The sequence below is a fragment of the Sediminicola sp. YIK13 genome (assembly GCF_001430825.1).
Lineage (GTDB): Bacteria > Bacteroidota > Bacteroidia > Flavobacteriales > Flavobacteriaceae > Sediminicola.
The window spans coordinates 1,076,282-1,099,106 of sequence record NZ_CP010535.1 but is presented as its reverse complement, the minus strand read 5'-3'; the positions used below and the strand labels follow the sequence as shown (position 1 = coordinate 1,099,106).

The following is a 22,825-nucleotide window of genomic DNA, read 5'->3' as shown; positions in this document are numbered from 1 at the left end:
GACCACACAAGTCATTGCTTTTTTGTTGATACCTGAAAATAATTTATGAATCCTTGTTAAAAATCTATACTTTTGCCATCTAAACTAAGCAGTCTAAATGAGAGACTTATTTGATAGAATAATTGAGAATAAGGGACCACTAGGTAAGTGGGCTTCCCAAGCAGAGGGATATTTTGTCTTTCCAAAACTAGAAGGACCTATTTCCAATAGAATGAAATTTCAAGGTAAAGAAGTAATTACCTGGAGTATCAATGATTACTTAGGCCTCGCCAATTTACCCGAAATAAAAAAGGTAGATGGAGATGCAGCAGCTGAATACGGTGCTGCCTTCCCCATGGGGGCAAGGATGATGAGTGGTCATACTGATTTTCATGAGCAATTGGAGGCCGAACTGGCCGCATTTGTGAATAAGGAATCGGCCTATCTATTGAACTTTGGTTATCAGGGGATATTGTCCACTATAGATGCCTTGGTATCCAAAGACGATATTATTGTTTATGATGTTGATGCCCACGCCTGTATTATTGATGGGGTGAGGTTGCACATGGGTAAACGTTTTACGTTTAAGCACAATGACATAGATAGTCTTGAGAAGAACTTGGAACGTGCCACAAAAATGGCGGAACAGACTGGGGGAGGTATTTTAGTGATCTCCGAAGGTGTTTTCGGTATGCGTGGGGAACAAGGTAAACTGAAAGAGATTGTAGCCCTTAAGGAAAAATACAATTTCAGATTTTTAGTGGACGATGCCCACGGATTTGGAACTTTGGGTGCAACTGGTGCCGGTGCTGGTGAAGAGCAGGGAATACAGGATGGTATTGATGTGTACTTCGCCACATTTGCTAAATCTATGGCAGGTATTGGAGCCTTCTTGGCTGCAGATAAAGAAATAATTGATTATTTAAAATACAATCTTCGTTCACAGATGTTCGCAAAATCATTGCCAATGATCTACGTGAAGGGAGCTTTGAAACGTTTGGATATGTTGCGTACCATGCCACAGCTTAAGGCTAAGCTTTGGGAAAATGTGGATGCTCTTCAAAACGGTTTAAAAGAAAGAGGTTTTGATATTGGGACCACATCTAGTTGTGTGACGCCAGTTTATCTGAACGGTAGTATTCCTGAGGCTATGGCCCTGGTAAAAGACCTAAGGGAAAATTATGGCATTTTCTGTTCTATAGTAGTGTATCCAGTAATTCCTAAGGGATTAATTCTTTTAAGAATGATTCCAACGGCAACACACACAATGGACGATATCAATGAAACTTTGGAGGCATTTTCAGCTATCCGAGAGCGATTGGAAAATGGAACCTATAAGCGATTATCAGCAGCAGTTGCAGCAGCAATGGGCGAATAGTCGATAACCTTAATTTGAAATATAAAAAATCCCATATTCCTAGAATATGGGATTTTTTATTTGCTATACCTTTACTTTAGGTTTTTCCTGAAAGTTTTACGTCGTTTATAAATTTTTGGATCAAAGTGTTTCCAAAGTTGGCGGATGGCCACATTATCTTCCAATTCAGGTGTCCTATAACAATATTCAATGCCTTTTTCAGAGAATGTCTTATGGTATTCGCTGAAGATAACGGCAGTAACTCCTTTGTTTTGATATTCTGGATGCACACCAATAAGATAAAAAGTAACGTCCTTACTCTTCTTTTTGGCCTTTAGTAAATGATAAATACCAAATGGAAACAGTTTTCCATTGGCTTTCTGTAGGGCCTCTGAGAAGGATGGCATAACAATACCAAAAGCGATTAAGTTATCATCCTTATCCACAACAAACTTGATGTACTCAGGATTAATAAAACTGATATATTTCTTTTTGAAGTATTCTTTTTGAATATCCGTAATAGGGACAAAAGAAGAAAGTTTGGCATAGCTCGCATTGAATAGATCAAACATCTTGTCGGCCATGGGCATTACTTCCTTAGTCTTGGTAAAATTAATTGCCTTTACTCCGTATCTCCTTTTGACCAATTCATTCGCCTTTTCAAAAAATTTAGGGTCGGCATTGGAAAACGGGAATTTGTTTTCAGCATATTCCTTTTCCTTTACAAAACCAAAATGTTCAAAATGAGATACATAATAAGGATGATTGTACCATGTAATCATGGTACCTATATGATCAAAACCTTCGGTCAAAACTCCTACCTTATCCATATTGGAAAACCCAACAGGACCTTCCATATATTCCAACTGATGTTGCTTGCCTATTTCAGCTACCTTGTCCAATAAAGCACCAGAAACTTCAAAATCATCAATGAAATCGAACCATCCAAAGCGCATTTTGCTGACTTTTTGTTGATTGATCTCTATTTTATTGATTATTGCTGCAACCCGTCCAACGATTTGGTCACCTTTATATGCTAAAAAGAACCATGCATCTGCATCTTTGAACACGGGGTTCTTGCTTTTGTCGAAAGATGCTAATTCATCATTTATAATAGGAGGTACCCAATATGGAGAATCTTTATAAAGGGCAAAAGGAAAGGTGACAAACTTCTTTAAATCAGTTTTAGAGATAGCTTCTTTTATCGTGATCATTGTATAAATTTTCTATCGTCAATATTAGTAATATTAATCAATAGAATAAAATACCTCTACAATAATTGCTGTTTATTGATGAACTAGCTAATTTTTGTCTTCATAACTTAGAAGTCAATCTCATCATTCTTCTTATTTTTCTTCTTCTTTTTGGATTTTTTCATACTGCTGGAATTGATCTTTCCATTCTCTCCATCCTTTTGGTCTTCTATGGGCATCAGTTCGTCTTTATGCATGTCCAATCGGTAGGAAAAGCCGATGGTCCCAAATTGTTTGGAAGGGGTATCTTTAAAGTTGGTTGCAATATTGAGATCTGCTTGAAAATTCTCATTGAACAGATAGGCAACGCCCGTTCTTACTATAGCATCTGCGTAGCGATCACTTTTGATTCCTTGGTGTTCAAGAAACACACTCCATTTTGGATTTCCCAATGCATGTGAAACAGAAACGATATAACTCATTTCTGGAAAATCCGTTCCAATTCTGTCATACGCTATATTCGAAATAAGAACGAATCTAGAGGATAATCTACTCTGGGTAGCTAACATGACACGGGGAGAAACTATTGGATCTCCTGAAAAAAAGGGATTTTCTCCCAAAACAAAATTTGCTCCTGCATATACCGAAATGGCCGGAATCAAATTTTTTAATTTAAAACCATGATTGGCCTTCCAACTGTAAAGGTTAGGCTTATTGTTCTCTGGATTTTTAAAGGGATCATAAAGTAAATATTTTAACCCCAATCTATTTCTGGTAAAATCCGTTCTTGTGGCCTCAAGGTCCAATTGGGTGTAAATGATATCTTCTTTAACGTACGAACCTTCGTAGTAAATTTCCAATTGCTCAAAAAACAATCCATATCTCAGGGCAAAATCCCCCCCTAAAAAATCAGATTCCGTGAACATTCTAACATGCTCGTTCTTTTCCATGGTTACGCCTATTTCTGCTTGCAACACATTTTTACCAACTGCATATGCACTCACAGATTGTCCTGGTCTATTGGAATTAATAACATCTGTATACTGGGAATTCATGGATAAGGGTACTAAAAAAAGAAATGTCAGGACTACTATTAGGGGATATCTCATTTCGAAGGGGTTACTTAAAGGCATGTTTTTATTATTATTTTATGACTTTTAAACTATGTATACAACGCTAGAATTGTATTTTTGATATAAATTTTTGAATTAATATGGGTTTGTTAAGAACGGTATTAATCATTCTGTTAGTATATTTTTTTATTAAAATATTGGCTAAATGGTTTGGTCCGAAAATATTACGATACGCTGCAAAAAAAACGGAGCAGCATTTTAAGGAAAAATTTGGTGGATTTCCCAACCAACCTGCACCCAATGAAGAGAAAGAGGGAGAAGTAATCATAGAGAAAAAAAAAGGGACAACCTCTAAATCCTCCAATAAAGTTGGGGAATACATAGATTTTGAGGAAATTGATTAATTAAAACCACAACCACCAAACATGAAAATCGGCATTAAAGCGCTTTTTGTACATTTCTTTGTTCTTGTTCTTTTTATTATTGCTTCTTTAGCATATTTCCACCCAGTATTGCAGGGGAAGAAAATTTTTCAGTCCGATATTGCCCAGTATACTGGAATGGCCAAGGAACAGGCCGATTTCAGAAATGCCAATGGGGAAGAGCCCTATTGGACCAATAGTGCCTTTGGAGGGATGCCCACGTATCAATTGGGAGCCAACTATCCGCACAATTATGTAAAGCAATTGGACCGTCTGATCCGGTTTTTGCCGAGACCTGCCGATTACTTATTCTTATATTTCATTGGTTTCTATATCCTTTTATGTTGCATGAAAGTAGATTATAGGCTTGCAGCCATAGGGGCATTGGCCTTCGGGTTTTCTACTTACCTGATCATTATACTAGGAGTAGGCCACAATGCCAAAGCACATGCTATTGGCTACTTGCCCCTCATTCTAGCGGGAATTGTCCTTACTTTCAGGAAAAAATATATTTGGGGATTCATTCTTACAGCCTTGGCGATGGCCCTTGAAATAAGTGCGAATCACTATCAAATGACCTTTTATTTTATGTTATTGGTACTGGTCGTGGGGATTGCGTATTTAGTTGATGCCATCATAAACAAGACCTTAAAAAATTTCGTTATTTCAGTGGGTATTTTAGTTGGTGCTGTATTCTTAGGGATTCTTGTGAATGCCACTAGTCTAATGGCTACTAAGGAGTACGCTGATTGGAGTACCAGGGGAAAAACAGAACTGACCATTAATCCTGACGGATCTCCAAAGGCAAGTACCAGTGGATTGGATAAGGAGTATATCACCCAATACAGTTATGGTATCGCAGAATCGATGAATTTATTTGTTCCCCGGTTGTTTGGGGGATCAAATAGTGAAAACTTGGGTACGGAATCCAATGCCTATACCTATTTAACAAATCAAGGGCTATCGAGATCCAAAGCCCTAGAATTTACAAGCGGACTACCCTTGTACTGGGGAGACCAACCTATTGTAGCTGCTCCGGCTTATATTGGGGCCATTATATTCTTCCTGTTTATTTTAGGGATTATTTTGGTTCAGGGAAGAGTCAAATGGTGGCTCGTAGGAGGAACCATTATGGCGCTATTACTTTCATGGGGCAAGAACTTTGGTCTGTTGACCGACTTTATGATCGAATATTTTCCTTTATACGATAAATTCAGGGCCGTTTCTTCCATACAGGTGATACTGGAATTATGTGCGCCAATCATGGCAATACTGGCCTTGGTGGAATTATTTAAGCCTTCCCTGGAGAAGTCCAGAAAATTAAATGCGCTAAAGATTTCGGTTTTGGTTGTTTTAGGCTTTGTGATTCTACTTTTCCTTTTAAAGGGCACGTTCGATTTTGTGGGACAAAGTGATGAAACGTACAGGAAATATTTCGGAGATGAAATAATGACCATGATTCAGTTGGACCGCGAATCTGTTTATATCAGTGATCTAATCCGGTCTTTGGTGTATGTTCTTTTGGCTGCAGTAGCAATTTGGCTCTACATCAAGGAGCGAATTAAAGAAAACATATTGACGCTGGCCCTGGGATTTTTATTGTTATTTGATCTGGTAGGGATTGATCTTCGATATGTCAATGAAGACGATTTTGTGCGTGCAAGACAAATGGAGGAGCCTTTTCAGGAGACTGCAATGGATAAGCAGATAGCTGAAGACCCTGGAATCTTTAGGGTATATGACCCGTCTGAAGGTTTAAATGGAGCAAGAACATCCTATTTTCATCAATCTATTGGAGGCTATCATGCCGCCAAACCAGGAGCTTTGCAGGATTTGTTCGATTTTCACGTGTACAAGAACAATATGCGCGTTTTGAACATGCTCAACGTAAAATACGTGGTACAGCAAGATGAGGAGGGTAGCGATTATCCAGCATTGAATCCTTATGCCAACGGAAATGCATGGTTTGTAAAGACCCTGCTTCCCGTGAAAAATGCCAATCAGGAAATTCAAGCTCTGGACAGTCTCGATGTTATAAATGAAGCGGTCATTAATACCAATGACTTTCCAGATATCACGCCCCTTTCCTTTCAAAAGGACTCCACGGCGACAATTAAGCTTACTAATTATAGTCCCAATCACTTGACCTATAGGTCTATAAGTACACAAGAAGCAGTTGCCGTTTTTTCTGAGATGTATTATGCCAATGGATGGATTGCCTACATCGATGGGATTAAAACCCCCCATTTTAAAGTGAACTATATCCTCAGGGCCATGAAGGTACCTGCTGGGAACCATAAAATAGAATTTAAATTTGAACCAGAGGTGATTGAAACCGGTGGAACCATCACCCTGGCAAGCACATTGCTATTAGGTCTTTTTATCCTTGGTGGTATCGGCTTTTCTTTAAGGAATTTCCGTAAAAAGGAAGAATCGTAATGAAAAAGGCCCTCATCATTACTTATTATTGGCCTCCTGCTGGGGGGCCCGGAGTACAGCGATGGTTGAAATTCGTAAAATATCTAAGGGATTTTGAGGTAGAACCGGTAGTATATGTTCCTGAAAATCCTGAATACCCTATAATGGATTTTACTTTTGAGAATGAGATTCCGGAAGGGATAAAAATTTACAAACAGAAAATATTTGAGCCCTATCAATTGGCAAGTATTTTTTCCAAAAAGAAAACCAAAAGTATCAGTTCAGGGATTATCCAGACAAAAGATCAGTCACTTTTAGAGAAAGTACTTTTATGGATCCGTGGAAATCTTTTTATACCGGATGCCAGGAAATTTTGGATTAAGCCATCCGTAAGGTATTTACAGCAGGTAATAGAGGAACAGGGTATTGAAACCATTATTACTACAGGGCCTCCACATAGTGTGCACCTTATTGGAATGAAACTCAAGGCTAATAATAGTATACAATGGATAGCCGATTTTAGGGACCCTTGGACTTCCATTGGTTATCATAAGAAATTAAAACTCACCAAAAGCTCACAAAAGAGGCACCTTCAATTGGAATCTGAAGTGCTCAACCGGGCAGACTCAATAATCGTAACCAGTAACACTACCAAAAAAGAATTTTCTAATATTACGGACCAACCAATAACGGTTATCACAAATGGATTTGATTCCCGTAAGTTTTCGTCCTATAAATTGGATGATGCATTTACCATATCACATATAGGGTCACTGTTATCGGGCAGAAATCCAATAGTATTATGGCAGGCATTAAAGGAACTTACAGAGGAGAATGCTGATTTTAGGAAAAACCTGGTACTTGAATTGATTGGGGTAGTAAGTAAAGATGTTTTAGAATCTATCCAAAGTCACCAATTGGAACCTTACGTCCGCATGGAGGGTTATGTGTCACATGAAAAAGCAATTGAAAGGCAACAGCGGTCACAGGTATTATTATTGGTAGAAATAGATAGCGAAGAAACAAAGGGAATTATTCCAGGAAAATTCTTTGAATATATTGCTGCAGATCGACCTATATTAGGAGTGGGTCCAGAAGGATGGGAAGTAGCCCAAATGATTTCAGAAACCTGTACTGGCAGCGCATTTACTTATATGGAGGCTCAGGCAATCAAAACACAGTTGTTAGAATGGTTCATCGCTTACCAAAAGAAAGAGCTTTACGTTAAGAGTCAGCATATAGAACAATACAGTAGGAGGGAACTTACTGGGAAATTAGCACAGTTGATCTAATGGGGATAATATTTAAGCAATCTTTCAAAAATACCCTGGTAACCTACTTTGGGTTCGGCATTGGTGCTATCAATACCCTGTTTCTCTATACCCGCTTTCTTACGGATGAATATTATGGATTGGTAGGTGTTATTTTATCCACCTCGGCGATATTAATGCCCTTGTTGGCCTTTGGGGTTCCCAATACCTTGGTAAAATATTACAGTGCCTTTGAGGATAAAAAAAGTGCCGATGGTTTCCTTACTTTAATGCTGATCCTTCCTCTCTTTTTAATAATACCTGCAACTGCTATTACATACATTGGCTATACTAAAATAGGAGACTTTTTATCGCAAGAGAACCCTATTGTGAAAGGTTATGTATGGTACATATTTTTGATTGGATTTTCCATGGCCTATTTTGAGGTGTTCTATTCTTGGGCGAGGATTAGGATGAAATCTGTTTTCGGTAATTTCATGAAGGAGGTCTTTGCCAGGATTGGGGTTACCATTTTGTTGTTCTTGGTATATTATGACTTCATTTCAATTGATGTATTTTTAAAGGCAATGGTTGGAATCTATTTATTGCGAACCATTTTAATGAAAATTTATGCCTATCAATTGAGGATGCCCAGGCTTAATTTTTCATTTCCCAAAGGAACACCCAGTATAATCAATTATAGTACTCTTATTATTTTAGGAGGTTCTGCCTCTGTCATTTTGTTGGAAGTGGATCGATTTATGATCAACCAGTTTATACAAATTGAAAATGTCGCCTATTATAGTGTGGCCATATTTATAGCAACAGTGATAGCTGTACCAGCAAGATCCATGCACCAGATAGCCTATCCTTTAACTGCGGAATTATTGAACAAGAAGGATACAATAGGCTTGAAAAAGCTATATGAAAAGAGTTCCTTGACCTTGTTTATAGTTTCGGGATTATTGTTTGTACTGATCATCTTGAACCTTAATGACCTTTATTATTTATTACCGGAAGCCTATAGAGGCGGATTTGTGGTGGTCCTTTTAATTGGTTTGGCTAAAGTATACGACGCGTTAATGGGAAATAACAATGCCATTTTATACAACTCCGATTACTACAGGGCCGTATTGGTCATGGGCGTGCTTTTGGCCATATGTACCATATTATTAAATCTATGGATGATTCCTAAATACGGTATTAATGGAGCTGCATTTGCTACATTTACTGCGATTTTTATATACAACACCATAAAATTGGTCTATGTCAAGATGAAATTTGGTATACAGCCCTTTACAATGGAAACCTTAAAAGTTATGGCGCTGCTATTAGTGGTCATCGTTTTGTTTATCTCCTTGCAATTTGCTTTTCATCCTGTGGTAAATATACTAATGAAAGGTATCCTGATTACCTTATTCTACATTGGCGTACTTTATCGTTTCAGAATATCAGAGGATGTGTTTGGACTGCTTTCCAAGTACCTCAAGAGAAAGGGATAAGGGATAGATAAGTTTATCGAAAATAAAAACCCCCGCATCAATTTAATCGATGCGGGGGTTAAACAACTAACTAACCAACCTAAAAACTATATTTTAAAAATCTCGTGAGCTTCTACCTCTGGCACTTGAAGCACTGCTTCTTCTACCACTGGTAGCTGCCTTGCCCACACGACTTGGAGTGGAGGTCCTGGAAGACACCTTCGTACTTTTGGTATTCCTTGAACCATTAGACTTAGAAGAAACCGATTTTTGGGTTCTTGTTGCCACCGTTCTACCAGAACTTTTTCTTTCTGGTTTTTTATAGGTAGTACTGGTCCTAGTAACTGTTGAACTTCTAGGAGTCCTTGAAACTTCTTTTTTTGTTACCGTTCTGTTTACGGTAGGTCTCGAGGATCTGCTTGTTCCTACGTTTCGGTCCGTACTTCTTTTAGAATCATAGTTGGACCTATCCGTTCTTTTGGAATTCCCATTTCTGGAATTGTCAACATTCCTTCTAGAATCATTGTTGTATCTATCCGATCTGTTAGACTTGTCATTTCTGGAATAGTCTGTACTCCTTTTAGAGTCATAGTTAGATCTATCATTTCTGTTAGACTTACCATTTCTCGCATAGTCTACACTTCTACTTTCACTTCTTTTGATAACATTACCAGAGGTTCTGTATCCATTATTTCTTCTGGAATTATTATCCCTAGCTACAACACGTCTGTCATTTCTATATACATCTGACCTTCTGTAATGGTCTTTTTTGTATTTATGCTCACGACCAAATTTGGCATAGGATCTTCTGTAGTTATTATGGTAAGGTCTATAATAAGTATATCTTACCGGTTCGTAATACCTTCTGTATGGTCTATTGTACACCAGACATAACCCTACTGATGGTCTTGCAAAATAGTTATGAAAGGGTCTGTAAACATAGTATCTATTATACACATTGATGAAGCCTCTGTGGTGACTGTATACTCCATTTCTATTATAGTATACATATAGTCCACCCAATCTATTTACTCTACCTCTATTGTAAGAGACGTCTACATTGCCCACTTGGGTAACCCGACCATAATAATCATAATATATTGGAATGTTCTCTACCTGTATTACTGCACCATAATCGTCATATTGAACATATGGGTTATAGTTGAATCCAGAGTTATACGTAATATTAACGTTTCTAAAGTTTACATTGGCGTTTACTCCAGCTCTATCATCTATATAGAAATCGAATTCTCCATCTGGATATACTGAAAACGTAATGCCATCTTCAACAAAAATAAATGAGTTGTTGTAATTATAAGCATTGCGTAGTGCAACCTTATCTTCTACCGTAACAGCCATGGCAGTGGAAGCACCAAAGATCATCGCTGTAAAAAGGAGTATTAAGTTTTTCATAATATAAGGTTTTAAAGTTCAGAATGTAACTATTTACATTCGTTAACCTTATTTCAAAGAGCGTGCCAAAAAATATCAAATACTATTAAGTAATTGATAATCAACAATATAAAAATATAATAAGACCTAAATCTTTTCCTTTAGATACTTTGCGGTAAATGATTTTTTGTTTTTCGCAACGTCTTCTGGGGTTCCCTGGGCCATTAATTGCCCCCCATTTTCCCCTCCTTCCGGACCTAAATCGATTATATAGTCGGCACATTTGATTAGATCTATATTGTGCTCAATAACGACTATGGAGTGGCCTTTGGAAATTAGTGCATCAAAGGATTTCAATAGTTTTTTAATATCGTGGAAGTGAAGTCCAGTTGTAGGTTCATCAAATATAAAGAGTGCCTTTTCCTTGTTGCTTCCTTTTACTAAAAAAGATGCGAGCTTAATCCGTTGTGCTTCTCCTCCAGATAGGGTAGAAGAGGACTGACCAAGGGTTACATACCCCAAACCTACATCCTGTAAAGGTTTCAGCTTGCCTTTTATTTTGGTTTGCTGGTATTTATTAAAAAATTCAATGGCATCATCAATGGTCATGTTTAGAACATCGTCAATATTGATATCCTCAAATTTTACTTCAAGAATTTCTTTTTTAAACCTCTTTCCATTACATGCATCGCATTCTAGATGAACATCGGCCATAAATTGCATTTCTACCGTAATCTCTCCCTCTCCTTTACATTTTTCACAACGGCCACCATCTACATTAAAAGAGAAATGTTTGGCCTGATATCCTCTTAACTTACTCAGCTTTTGATTGGCAAATAAATTACGAATATCATCATAGGCCTTTATATAGGTTACAGGGTTGGATCTCGAAGATCGCCCAATGGGGTTCTGGTCTACAAACTCAACATGTTTAATAGCGGAAAAGTTCCCTTCAACCTCAGAATACTGACCTGCCTTCTGGCCATAGCCCCCCACCGCCTTTAAAATAATAGGATATAATAAGTTTTTAACCAAAGTACTTTTACCGCTACCGGATACGCCCGTAATAACAGTAAGTACTTCTAATGGGAAGGTTACATCTATATTTTTTAGGTTGTTTTCCCTAGCTCCACTAATATGAATATGATTTTTATATTGTCTTCTTTGCTTGGGAACCTCAATAGCCATGGTTCCATTGAGATATTTGGCGGTTAAAGAAGTTGAGTTTAAAATATCCTGCATTGTACCATGGGCCACTACATGTCCGCCATGGGTACCTGCTTCCGGGCCAATATCTATGACTTCATCTGCGGCTTTCATGATATCTTCATCGTGTTCCACCACAATAACTGTATTCCCAAGATCCCGTAACGATTTTAAAACATCAATTAAGTTCTCGGTATCCTTGGGATGTAGCCCTATACTCGGTTCATCTAGTATATACATGGACCCAACCAGGCTACTCCCTAAGGAAGTTGCTAAATTGATGCGTTGACTTTCCCCACCGGATAAGCTGTTAGATTTTCTGTTTAGGGTCAGATAGGTTAATCCCACCTTGTTCAGAAATCCCAACCTACTCTTAATTTCAACCAAAAGGCGGGATGCTATTTGTTCGTCATGCTTGCTTAAGGAAAACTCATCGAAGAAATTGATAAGTTTGGCAATTGGTAGTTCTACCAGTTCAGAAATTGATTTTCCGGAAACCTTCACATAATCGGTTTCCTTCCTTAATCTATTCCCTTTACAGACATTACATTTTGTTTTGCCCCTGTATCTGGACAGCATAACCCTATTTTGGATTTTATAACTCTTTTCCTCCAAGGTCTGGAAGAACTTATCAATACCTATAAAATGAGAATTTCCGTTCCACACCAATTGCTTTTGTTCCTCACTTAACTGAAACCAAGGTTTGTGGATGGGAAAATCGAATTTATATGCGGCATTCACCAACTGGTCTCTATACCAGCCCATGCTTTCCCCTCGCCAAGGGAAAATTGCATTTTCGTAGACCGATAAGGAGGTGTTTGGGATTACCAAATCCTCGTCTATTCCAATGACATCTCCATAACCCTCACATTTCGCACATGCTCCATAGGGATTGTTAAAACTGAAAAGATGCACGTTGGGTTCAAGGAACTGCATACCGTTCAATTCAAATTTATTACTAAAATGAATTTGTTCACCAGCATCCAGCTCTTCAATTATACAATCTCCCTTTCCTTCAAAAAAGGCAGTATCAATTGCATTCGCCAATCTATTATAAAAGTCTTCATCATCCTTGGTGATGATACGATCTACAACAAGATCAAATTCCCGATCTATTTCAGTAATGGTATCATCTATACGGATTACCTCTCCTTTATATTTAATTCTGGCGTAACCTTGTTTGGAAAATAACTGTAATGATTTAATGGGATCTCTGTCCGCTTTAATCTGGATGGGAGCAAGGAGCAGTAACTTTTTTCCCTCTTCATAGTTTTTAATATGGTCCACCACATTGGCAACCGTATGTTTTTTAACCTCCAAGCCGGAAATTGGAGAAATGGTTTTGCCAATTCGAGCAAAGAGTAATTTTAGATAATCATATATTTCCGTGGTGGTCCCCACGGTGGATCTGGGATTGGTGGAATTAACTTTTTGTTCAATGGCAATTGCAGGCGCTATTCCTTTTATATAGTCTACCTTTGGCTTGTCTAATTTCCCCAAAAATTGTCTTGCGTAGGATGAAAGGGATTCAACATAGCGACGTTGTCCCTCCGCATAAAGGGTATCAAAAGCCAAGCTGGATTTCCCGGAACCGGATAATCCGGTAATAACCACAAGCTTGTTTCGGGGAATTACAACGTCTATATTCTTTAAGTTGTGCAATTTGGCACCCTTTATTATAATATTGTGCTTTGGATTGACATCTAATATCGTGGACATATGCTTATTTAAGGGTGCAAAGATACGATATGTCCAATTTAATAACTACAAACCTTACTTTAACATCACTAATTGGGCAGATCACAACAATGTTTTTTTCTAAGCTCTTCTTTTTTATATATTTGAAGTGTAATTAATAACTATATAGGCCTATACAGAAAAATTACTTTTTAGAATTTACCTAAATAACTAGAAGTCCTTTCCGAAAGGGGAGGCCCCTAATTTTAACCAAAAAAAAGTAATTTGTATGGAACTACAGATTGATGACTCAGTATTAGTAAGGGATTATATTGCCGGAAATGAAAGGGCTTTAGAAATCTTAATCAACAGACACAACCAAAGAATCACCAGCTTCATTTACTCAAAAGTATTGGACAGGGATGTAACAGAGGATATCTTCCAAGATACCTTTATCAAAGTGATCAAAACCTTAAAAAAAGGATCCTATAGTGAAGAAGGGAAATTTTTACCCTGGGTAATGCGCATATCGCACAACCTTATTATAGACCATTTTAGAAAGAACAAAAGAATGCCAAAGTTCGAAGGTAGCGATGACTTTAATATTTTCTCTGTAATTGGTGATGATAAGTTAAATGCTGAAAAGCAAATTATAAAAGACCAGATTGATAGTGATTTACGAATCCTTATCGATGAGCTTCCAGATGATCAGAAAGAAGTACTTCTAATGCGTATCTATAAGGATATGAGTTTTAAGGAGATATCTGAAAACACAGGAGTAAGCATTAACACTGCACTAGGAAGAATGCGCTATGCATTGATCAACATGAGAAAGATCATAAACAAACATAATATCGTTTTAACGAATTAATATGCAATAGGTCGTATAGTACAATATTTCCATTTAAGTGGCGTTATCTTAACATAACTAAGCTATTAAATATGGAAAGAATTTACTCTACAAAACAAAACACGTGCAAATTAGCTAAAGCATGTCCAGAAACTATTCAGTTTTTGATGAATTATTCTAGGTCGTTACAGATCGTGGAATATAAAAGTATGCAGTTCGAAAATAATTTGAACTAACATCAACTAGTTCCGAAATAAAAACAAAAAAAAGACCTATTATTAGGTCTTTTTTTTGTTGGCATAATAGCTATTCAATATAGTTTTTCTCCCAATGGTCTTAGTAATGATATCTTTTTCCAAGTTCCATCCCCTGGCAGGAGAATATTCACGACCATACCATATGATCTGAAGATGTAAATCGTTCCATAATTCTTTTGGAAACAATCTTTTAGCATCTTTTTCGGTCTGTACCACATTTTTTCCATTGGTAAAACCCCAACGATACATTAATCTATGAATATGGGTATCAACAGGAAATGCTGGTATCCCGAAAGCTTGTGCTACTACAACACTTGCCGTTTTGTGACCCACGCCAGGAAATTCTTCCAATAAAGCAATATCCCTTGGAACTTCACCATTGTATTTCTCAATTAAAATTTCGGATAAGCCATGAATTCCCTTAGATTTCATCGGGGAAAGCCCAACCGGACGTATAATATCTCTAATTTCTTCAACACTTAACTTAACCATATCATAAGGGTTATCGGCCCTGGCGAATAATAAGGGCGTAATCTGGTTGACACGGACATCCGTACTTTGTGCGGACATTAGTACAGCAATTAATAGGGTATAGGGATCTTTATGTTCCAGCGGAACAGGAATAGTAGGATATAATTCCTGAAGCGTACGGATAGTGAAGTCTACCTTTTCGGCTTTCGTCATTTTTGTTTAATTTTACAGTAGAAATATCAAACACGAATTTAAATAAAAAAACAATGAACACACTTAAAGAAGGTGATAAAGTACCGGCATTTACTTCAAAAGATCAAGATGGAAATTCTATTTCTTTATCAGACTATGCTGGTAAGAAATTGATCGTATTTTTCTATCCAAGGGCCAACACACCTGGTTGTACGGCAGAAGCCTGTAATCTTAGGGACAATTATGCTGAACTTCAAAAACAGGGGTATGAACTACTCGGGGTCAGTGAGGATACCCAAACCAAACAATTAAATTTTAAGAACAAATACGAATTTCCTTTTCCGCTCTTGGCAGATGAGGATCATACCATTATCAATACATTTGGGGTTTGGGGACCAAAAAAATTCATGGGCAAGGAATATGATGGCATCCATAGGAAAACCTTTATCATTGATGAAAAGGGCATCCTTACCAAGGTTATAGATAAAGTAAAAACCAAAGATCACGCTGCACAAATATTGGAATAACGAACTATCTAAAATAAAAGCGCCCTAATGCAAATTAGGGCGCTTTGTTATTTTTGATCAATTCTATTTGTTTTCCTCGGCCTTTACCAATTTTTTGGTAAACAAATCTTTCTCTTTGATGATTTCTGCAATGCCTTCAGGAAGTTCTGCTTCCCAGCCATCATCCTTGTTAATTATTTTCTTCAATACATCCCTGGAGAAGATGTGTAGTATTTCTGGATCGTAATCGATGATGTCCATTACTTTTCCATTGTATTTAAAGAATTTGTACAATTCTTTCATTCTAGGATGTACCTTAACATTATTACTGGTCATAATCTGACCGGTTTCTTCATCCTTCATTGGATATAGGTACACCTTTAGATCCTTAAAGAAAAGTTTTCCAAATGCTTCCAAAATACCACCACTTAAATGTCTGTAGTATTTTTCATCAAACACTTCCACTAAATTGTTAACGCCCATGGTAAGGCCAATTCTGGATTTAGTATAGTTATTGAAATATTCTACTAGTTTGTAATACTCTCGGAATTTGGAGATCATTACCGTATGTCCAAGTGAACAAAGTAGTTCTGCCCTGTCCATAAAATCCTGTTCATCTATTTCTCCTGAGGCCTTTAGGTTTGAAAGGGTAATTTCAAAAATAACAATGGTATTATTAATATCTACCGTTTGTTCCCGAACAAAAATATCGTACGATTTCTGGAACATATCCAAATTCACTTTGGTCACAGGTCTAAAACTACCCCTTAATGCCAAAATATTTTTCTTGTACAGAATAGCAGCAGGTAATAAGTTGTTGCCATCTGGTCCGAACATTACTGCATCGGTCATATCGTTTTTAATAAGCTGTAGGCTCATTAATCGATTATCGACATTTTTAAAGTTCGGTCCGGAAAAATTGATCATATCAATCTCAATGGTATCCTTATCTATATGATCATATAGATACCTTAATAATTTTCTGGGTTGATCATATTTATAGAATGCCCCATAAATTAGATTTACCCCTAAAATACCCAAAGTTTCCTGTTGTAGTCTGGCTTCATTCTGTCTGAAACGTATGTGCAGAACAATCTCATCCCATTCCTTTTGGTTAGGGTCTAATTGAAAACGAATTCCGATCCAACCATGTCCCTTAAATTTTTTGGCAAAATCTATGGTCGCCACGGTATTGGCATAAGAGAAAAATAGTCGGTCTGGATGTTTCTGACGGCTAATACGCTCTTCAGTCAGTTGCATTTCATATTCCAACATTCTCTTCAACCTGGATTGGGTCACATAGCGGCCATCTGGTTCAATTCCATAGATGGCATCACTGAAATCCTTGTCGTAAGCGCTCATTGCTTTGGCAATAGTTCCAGAAGACCCACCGGCCCTAAAAAAATGTCTTGCTGTTTCTTGGCCTGCACCAATCTCAGCAAATGTTCCGTATATGTCGGGGTTTAAATTTATCCTTAAGGTTTTTGCCTTGATTGAGGGGATATTTTCAAATGCGGTATCTTTATTTAAGACAGAAGCCATTATAGTTTTTTTACGTGCAACAAAGTTAATAAGATTGGGGTATCTATTAAATAAATATGTTATAAATTTGGAATAAATAGGTGATACGTTGAAAATTACTTTTTTAGGCACCGGAACTTCACAAGGAATCCCTGTTATTGGGAGCTCGCACCCTGTTTGTTTAAGTAAAAATCCGAAGGATAAGAGGCTTAGGGTCTCGGTAATGATCTCTTGGGACGAATTTAATTACGTTATTGACTGTGGTCCGGATTTTAGGCAGCAAATGTTGACCCATAAAGTCACTAAAATGGATGGAATTTTATTCACCCATGAGCATGCCGATCACACTGCCGGTATAGATGATATCAGACCTTTTTTTTTTAGGCAGGGAGATATTCCAATTTATGCCCATCAACGGGTAGCAAATTCCTTAAATACTAGATTTGAATATATTTTTGCGGGAGAAAACAGATATCCTGGAGCCCCTGCAGTAGAGGTTAACATTGTGGAAAATAACAAGCCTTTTAAGATTGGAAATACGATGGCCATTCCGGTAGAGGCACACCATAATCGTCTACAGGTATTTGGATATCGGATTTTTGATTTTGTCTATCTAACAGATGTCAAAACCATGGCTGACGAAGAAATAGAAAAAATAAAAGGTGTAAAGGTGCTGGTTGTTAACGCCTTACGTGAAGAACCTCACCATTCCCATCTCAATTTGGAAGAAGCTTTGGCATTTGTGGAGAAAGTAAAACCAGAGAACACCTATTTTACACATATCAGCCATATGTTGGGTTTTCATGAGGAAGTGGAGAAAAGGCTGCCAAAAAATGTACATTTGGCCTATGATAATTTAATTCTAAACCTATAAGAACCTTACACACATATGAAGAGTAAAATATTTTTATACCTATTTATCTTTGCAGCTTTAATTGCCCTTTACCAATTTGTAAGCGCCAATAATATGGTGAAAGATAAAAATGGAAAAATAGAGAATCTGGAAAAGGACAATACCCAAATGCAAGATTCCGTTCAAAAACTGAATCTAAAAGTCTTGGACGTACAGTATTTTACTTTGGACAATAACGATGACGCCTTAGCGTATTATGACCATTTACAATTGGAGCAACCGTCGCGTTATATCGAGGATAAATTATTGGAAACCAATGAATCGAAAGGGGATAATCCTTTAGTTCCCTACGAAGGTATGGAAGGAGATTTTAAGATCAATAAGATTAAAACCTTGAACCATAAATGGATCATCGCAGATTTTTCTGATGGTCAGTATTGGGGCGAAGTATTTATAAAGTATGAGCTTAAAGATGATATGAGTGTAGATTTTACATTATTGGACCATCTGTTATATACCCGTAGTAATTAAATTTTATTACCAAGCCATTTTTTAAAGGAATAAAAGTTTTGTGGGGCAACGCCATGTCCGACAGGGAATTCTTCATATTTGTGCTCCACACCAAGTGATTCTAAGATTTTCGGTGCTTTTTGTGCCCATTCTGGCGGAATTACTTGGTCTACCATGCCATGGGAAGCATAAATTTTTAGATTTTTGTGGTCCTTATTTTTATGATCTTTTGTCAATAAATTTTCATTGATATAACCACTTAGTGCTACAACATTCTTAACTTTCTCAGGATAGGACAGTGCAACGGCATAACTAAGAATTGTACCTTGACTAAAGCCTAGGAGAGTAATTCTTTTATCGTCCAAATGATAGGTAGCGCAGGCCTCATCCATGAATTTTACGATTTTTTCCCGAGCAATTACCGCCTGCTCCTCATCGCTCCATTTTCCATTAATGTCATCAAAATTTATCGCATACCAGGCATTGCCATAAGGAGGTAGGGGATATGGTGCCCGCACAGAAATAATGCATAGTTCCTCTGGAAGTTCATTGGCAAAGGAAAAAAGATCTTCTTCATTGCTCCCGTATCCATGAAACATGAACATTACTGGAGGTTTTCCTGTTTTTAAAGATGATGGTCTTATGATGTGATGAAGGGATAGAGGTGCTGTAGTCATGCTATTGAATGAATGTAAACCATTTTTGAAAATATTCACCAACTAAGGGAACAATCTGTTTTTTACCCGAAATAGCTCCTATGAAACCATATCCCCATAAAATTAAATATGAAATATAAAGTCCGTACCAGGCATATGCATTGAACCACTGACTTAAAAATAGGGCAAATCCGAGAAAAAATAAATGTAAGCCAAAGGCCTGCCGTGTATGGAAACGTGCAAAATCATTTTTCGGCTCCATGTTCATGGTTATTGCTATCAATGCCCCAACCAGGGTAAAGTAAGCTACTATCGCGGTGGTCCTTCCCTTTTCCATATGCTCCATCTAAAATATTATATAATCTGTCCGTTTGCTATAATCCCTAAGGCCTTGCCTTTAAGCTTAGCTCCTAAGAACATACTGTTTTTGGAGGTAGATAAAATGTTTTTGGTGTCAAATGTATATTCCAGTTCAGGATCAAAAATAGTCAAAGAAGCTAGTTCACCTTCTTTTATAACTGGAGTCACCAGACCAAAACGCTCCCTGCCTTTTGTCAATAGGGCAATGGTCAATTCCAGATCCATAATTTTGTTTAGTCCACCAAAGGCACTTTCTAGACCTATACTACCGCTTGCGGCATTGTCAAATTCAACTCTTTTTTGTTCTATATCCATGGGGATATGATCGGAGGTAACGGTATCTATAGTGCCATCTTTAAGTCCTTTTAGCAATGCTTTTACATCACTTTTGGTCCTTAATGGGGGCATGATTTTGTAATGGGTATCAAATTCCACCAAATGTTCATCTGTAAAAAACAAGTTGTGGATCGCTACACTACAGCTTACATCCAATCCTTTCTTTTTCGCTTCTGCAATAAGTCTAACAGAGCCAGCAGTAGAGATAGTTGGTATGTGCAATTTACCCCCTGTATATTCTAGAATGAACAGGTCTCTTGCAATTTGTAATTCTTCTGCCAATGATGGTATTCCCTTTAATCCCAATTTTGTGGAGACTTCACCTTCATTTACAAGGCCTTTCCCTGCTATTTTAAAATCTAAAGGAAAGGACATGACCAGACCATTGAAATTCTGGGCATATTGCAGAGCAATTTTTAGTAAGTTGGAATTTTCTATGGCATGTTTAAAATCATAATAGCCTACCGCTCCAGCATTTTTCATGTCATAAAGTTCTGCCAGATCATTCCCTTCCCCTTTAACGGTTAAACATCCTAAAGGATACATGTTTGTGGCATGACCTTTGGCAGCATTTTTGAGAAAAACAATATCAGAACTTGAGTCGGGAATTGGGTAGGAGGTAGGGTTCAGTACGATATCCGTAAATCCGCTTTTGGCAGCAGTTTGCAGTCCGTTTGTTATGGTCTCACGTTCTTCAAAGCCTGGTTCTCCAAAACTAATACTACTATCAAACCAACCCACGGAAACATGTAAATTAGAATGCTCTATGACCTTGGTCTTGGAAGGAGCTTCTATTTTAACGGCTATTTTATCAATGATACCATTTTTGATAAGGATATCCCGACGTTTTAAATGAAGGTCCTTATTGTTGGTATCGAATATTTTGACGGATTTTAAAAGTATGTTCATTTAAAAATTTTTTGGATAAGAACCTCGACCAACAGAAATAGTAGCGCAAAAATAATAAACCATTTCCAAAGCTCCGTTATGCGATTCTCTTTTTCAAGCGATTCGAACACCGAATTTATGGAGTCTGAGGAGGAAGTTGAGGATAAGTTGTCCAACTCCATAAACCTAAGCTCACTTTCGCTCCTAGGATAATTAAAACTGATATTTCTTATGGTCCTATTTTTTTCTTTGATAGAATATAGTCCATCTTTAGAGGGAACACTACCAAATTTTAAGGTAGTTTTATTGGTGTAGGATTTCTGTTCTGGGATAACCTCGTACCCGTTTTGGGTTAGTTTTATAATCTGATCCTTTCCTAAACTTACTGCCAGGTCCACAGTTATGGTTTTTCCCAATATTTCATATAAATCTGCCATTTTCAGGCTATTTATTCCCATGGTGTACAATGTTGGAACAATTAAGGGAGAGTTTTTGAAATTGGAAATACCTTCGGATAGGGGGGAAGTAAACAAATAGAAACCGTTTAACCCTAGTAAAAATGGAGCCCCATTTTCCAAGGCAAGCATATGTGGTGCATCGGAGGTAACCGTATAAAATTCCGTAACCTTTGGAAATTGAAAGTTCACCACCTTTTTGTCGAACACATTTTCATAAAGTGGGTGGGAAAAATTAATGTTCACTATGTTGTTTTCTCCGATTATTTTCTGGGAAAATGCTGTTTTATAAAAGCCATTTAATAAGGCGTTATAAGAGGCTGTTTCAGAGTTTTCTGATGGTATGACCAGTATGTTACCCCCATTTTCTTTGAATTTTTGCAATACTGCCACCAAGGAGATAGGTATTGCATCCAATTCGTTCAAAATGATGATATTTTGCTTGTCTATAGCACTATAATCCATTTCATTCAATGCTGAGCTGGAATAATTAAATTCGTCATCTGTAAAAATCCTTGACAAGAAATTATCGTCGACCTGATTAATACATAGAACCTTGATTTTTTCTTTCGGCGCCATGTTAAAAAACATCACATTATCATAGCTAAGCCCTGAATCTGAAATTTCCAAGGATCCATTTATTTCCGAATTATAGGGAATGGTGAATGAAACAGTAGCCCTCCTATTGACAAATTGGGCGGAGGTCTTTGCAATTAATTTTTCAGAATTAAACAAAGAGACTGGGGTGTCCGAAAGGTCTGTATTAGTGGATACTAGGACTTCCAATTCTATGTTGTCTGGGGAACTAGAAGATACGTAAATTGAATCTAAGGACACATTCTCCAAGTTCCCGGATTTTAATTGCACAAGATGTCTCTGATAATAATTTGAAGTGTCTATAAACTTTGAAGCCATTCGTTCTTGAAAATCAGATATGACAATCAAATTTTTTACAGAAGGTTTAGCCGCATCAAAATAAGTGGACCCTTTTAGATAGATATCGTTTATCTGTAGTTGGTTCGTAGAATGTTCAAGGCCCAATAATTCGTTTTGGATATCCTTTAGTTTACTATTTCTATAAACTCTATCATTGGTGAATAGCGTAAAGGATTTTTCTCTTGGCAAGGACTTTATTAATTGTTGAATGCCTTTATTTAACAGGGTTTCATTGTCCTCTTTGGCCTGAAGGCTGAAGGAGTTGTCCAAATAAATGACCGTTTCCTTTTCTTGAAGCGCTGATTCATTGGAAAGGAAGGGTTGTGCAAAGGCAATGATCAAAGCGGTTAATAGTAGCAATCTGGTGGTTAAAAGCAGCCACTTTTTCAGGGTACTGCTTTTTCTTGATTGGGATACCACCTTTTGCAATAACCGTACATTGGTAAAGGGTGTTTTTTTAAATCTTCTAAGCTGAAAAAGATGTACAATAATGGGAATGAGTAGGAGTAATAAAGCCCAAAGTAGTTCCGGATGTTTAAACTGCATTCCTAAGTTTAGTTTTCCAAATATAAATAAAAACACCCAC

The 22,825-nt window shown here is 37.3% G+C and carries 19 protein-coding genes; 9 read left to right on the top strand and 10 right to left on the bottom strand.

Going from position 1 to position 22,825, the window contains the following annotated elements:
• The first annotated feature begins 97 nt into the window (after nucleotides 1–97).
• Nucleotides 98–1,357: an aminotransferase class I/II-fold pyridoxal phosphate-dependent enzyme gene (locus SB49_RS04865; RefSeq protein ID WP_062054389.1), complete on the top strand. Its 1,260-nt coding sequence runs from the start codon at nucleotides 98–100 to the stop codon at nucleotides 1,355–1,357.
• Between the two features lie 71 nt (nucleotides 1,358–1,428).
• Here the strand turns inward: SB49_RS04865 and SB49_RS04860 are convergent, their stop codons facing one another.
• Together SB49_RS04860 and SB49_RS04855 are read right to left on the bottom strand one after the other, a co-directional pair.
• Nucleotides 1,429–2,550, bottom strand: a complete 1,122-nt coding sequence (locus SB49_RS04860; RefSeq protein WP_062054387.1) for a hypothetical protein — start codon at nucleotides 2,548–2,550, stop codon at nucleotides 1,429–1,431.
• Nucleotides 2,551–2,657: 107 nt separating this feature from the next.
• Nucleotides 2,658–3,638: a transporter gene (locus SB49_RS04855; protein WP_062058868.1), complete on the bottom strand. Its 981-nt coding sequence runs from the start codon at nucleotides 3,636–3,638 to the stop codon at nucleotides 2,658–2,660.
• Nucleotides 3,639–3,742: 104 nt separating this feature from the next.
• On the opposite strand from SB49_RS04855, the gene SB49_RS04850 reads away from it, so the two are divergent.
• Genes SB49_RS04850 through SB49_RS04835 form a run of 4 tightly spaced genes read left to right on the top strand, consistent with a single transcriptional unit; the run spans nucleotide 3,743 to nucleotide 9,194 of the window.
• Nucleotides 3,743–4,006 (top strand): DUF4834 family protein, encoded by a 264-nt coding sequence (locus SB49_RS04850; RefSeq protein ID WP_062054385.1) that lies wholly within the window; start codon nucleotides 3,743–3,745, stop codon nucleotides 4,004–4,006.
• A gap of 21 nt (nucleotides 4,007–4,027) precedes the next feature.
• Entirely contained in the window at nucleotides 4,028–6,463 is a 2,436-nt protein-coding gene (locus SB49_RS04845) for a YfhO family protein (protein WP_062054383.1), read from the top strand.
• A complete protein-coding gene (locus SB49_RS04840; RefSeq protein WP_062054381.1) occupies nucleotides 6,463–7,734 on the top strand; it encodes a glycosyltransferase family 4 protein in 1,272 nt (423 codons plus the stop codon). The genes SB49_RS04845 and SB49_RS04840 overlap by 1 nt, the downstream gene beginning before the upstream one ends.
• Nucleotides 7,734–9,194: an oligosaccharide flippase family protein gene (locus SB49_RS04835; protein ID WP_062054379.1), complete on the top strand. Its 1,461-nt coding sequence runs from the start codon at nucleotides 7,734–7,736 to the stop codon at nucleotides 9,192–9,194. Before SB49_RS04840 ends, SB49_RS04835 begins: the two co-directional genes overlap by 1 nt.
• A 93-nt stretch (nucleotides 9,195–9,287) precedes the next feature.
• On the opposite strand, the gene SB49_RS04830 is transcribed toward SB49_RS04835, so the two are convergent.
• Together SB49_RS04830 and uvrA are read right to left on the bottom strand one after the other, a co-directional pair.
• A complete protein-coding gene (locus SB49_RS04830; RefSeq protein ID WP_062054378.1) occupies nucleotides 9,288–10,586 on the bottom strand; it encodes a hypothetical protein in 1,299 nt (432 codons plus the stop codon).
• A 126-nt stretch (nucleotides 10,587–10,712) separates the two neighbouring features.
• The gene (uvrA, locus tag SB49_RS04825; protein WP_062054376.1) at nucleotides 10,713–13,490 is read right to left on the bottom strand and encodes an excinuclease ABC subunit UvrA; all 2,778 of its coding nucleotides are present in this window, start codon (nucleotides 13,488–13,490) and stop codon (nucleotides 10,713–10,715) included.
• A gap of 247 nt (nucleotides 13,491–13,737) precedes the next feature.
• On the opposite strand from uvrA, the gene SB49_RS04820 reads away from it, so the two are divergent.
• Entirely contained in the window at nucleotides 13,738–14,319 is a 582-nt protein-coding gene (locus tag SB49_RS04820) for an RNA polymerase sigma factor (protein ID WP_062054374.1), read from the top strand.
• A 257-nt stretch (nucleotides 14,320–14,576) separates the two neighbouring features.
• Here the strand turns inward: SB49_RS04820 and SB49_RS04815 are convergent, their stop codons facing one another.
• The gene (locus SB49_RS04815; RefSeq protein WP_062054370.1) at nucleotides 14,577–15,239 is read right to left on the bottom strand and encodes an endonuclease III domain-containing protein; all 663 of its coding nucleotides are present in this window, start codon (nucleotides 15,237–15,239) and stop codon (nucleotides 14,577–14,579) included.
• A 53-nt stretch (nucleotides 15,240–15,292) separates the two neighbouring features.
• Between SB49_RS04815 and bcp the strand changes: the two genes are divergently transcribed.
• A complete protein-coding gene (bcp, locus tag SB49_RS04810) occupies nucleotides 15,293–15,745 on the top strand; it encodes a thioredoxin-dependent thiol peroxidase (RefSeq protein WP_062054368.1) in 453 nt (150 codons plus the stop codon).
• A 63-nt stretch (nucleotides 15,746–15,808) separates the two neighbouring features.
• Here bcp and SB49_RS04805 read toward each other — a convergent pair whose 3' ends face one another.
• Complete coding sequence (locus SB49_RS04805; protein ID WP_062058865.1) at nucleotides 15,809–17,266, bottom strand: hypothetical protein; 1,458 nt, start codon at nucleotides 17,264–17,266, stop codon at nucleotides 15,809–15,811.
• An 88-nt stretch (nucleotides 17,267–17,354) separates the two neighbouring features.
• Between SB49_RS04805 and SB49_RS04800 the strand changes: the two genes are divergently transcribed.
• On the top strand, nucleotides 17,355–18,119 hold the full coding sequence (locus SB49_RS04800) for an MBL fold metallo-hydrolase (RefSeq protein ID WP_062054366.1): 765 nt from the start codon (nucleotides 17,355–17,357) through the stop codon (nucleotides 18,117–18,119).
• A 15-nt stretch (nucleotides 18,120–18,134) separates the two neighbouring features.
• Nucleotides 18,135–18,629 (top strand): hypothetical protein, encoded by a 495-nt coding sequence (locus SB49_RS04795; protein WP_062054364.1) that lies wholly within the window; start codon nucleotides 18,135–18,137, stop codon nucleotides 18,627–18,629.
• On the opposite strand, the gene SB49_RS04790 is transcribed toward SB49_RS04795, so the two are convergent.
• Genes SB49_RS04790 through SB49_RS04775 form a run of 4 tightly spaced genes read right to left on the bottom strand, consistent with a single transcriptional unit; the run spans nucleotide 18,626 to nucleotide 22,785 of the window.
• A complete protein-coding gene (locus SB49_RS04790; RefSeq protein ID WP_062054362.1) occupies nucleotides 18,626–19,285 on the bottom strand; it encodes an alpha/beta hydrolase in 660 nt (219 codons plus the stop codon). The genes SB49_RS04795 and SB49_RS04790 overlap by 4 nt on opposite strands.
• A 1-nt stretch (nucleotide 19,286) precedes the next feature.
• A complete protein-coding gene (locus SB49_RS04785) occupies nucleotides 19,287–19,610 on the bottom strand; it encodes a hypothetical protein (RefSeq protein ID WP_062054360.1) in 324 nt (107 codons plus the stop codon).
• Nucleotides 19,611–19,618: 8 nt separating this feature from the next.
• Entirely contained in the window at nucleotides 19,619–20,869 is a 1,251-nt protein-coding gene (locus tag SB49_RS04780) for a dihydroorotase (protein ID WP_062054358.1), read from the bottom strand.
• A complete protein-coding gene (locus SB49_RS04775) occupies nucleotides 20,866–22,785 on the bottom strand; it encodes a BatA domain-containing protein (protein ID WP_062054356.1) in 1,920 nt (639 codons plus the stop codon). The genes SB49_RS04780 and SB49_RS04775 overlap by 4 nt, the downstream gene beginning before the upstream one ends.
• Between the last annotated feature and the right edge of the window lie 40 nt (nucleotides 22,786–22,825).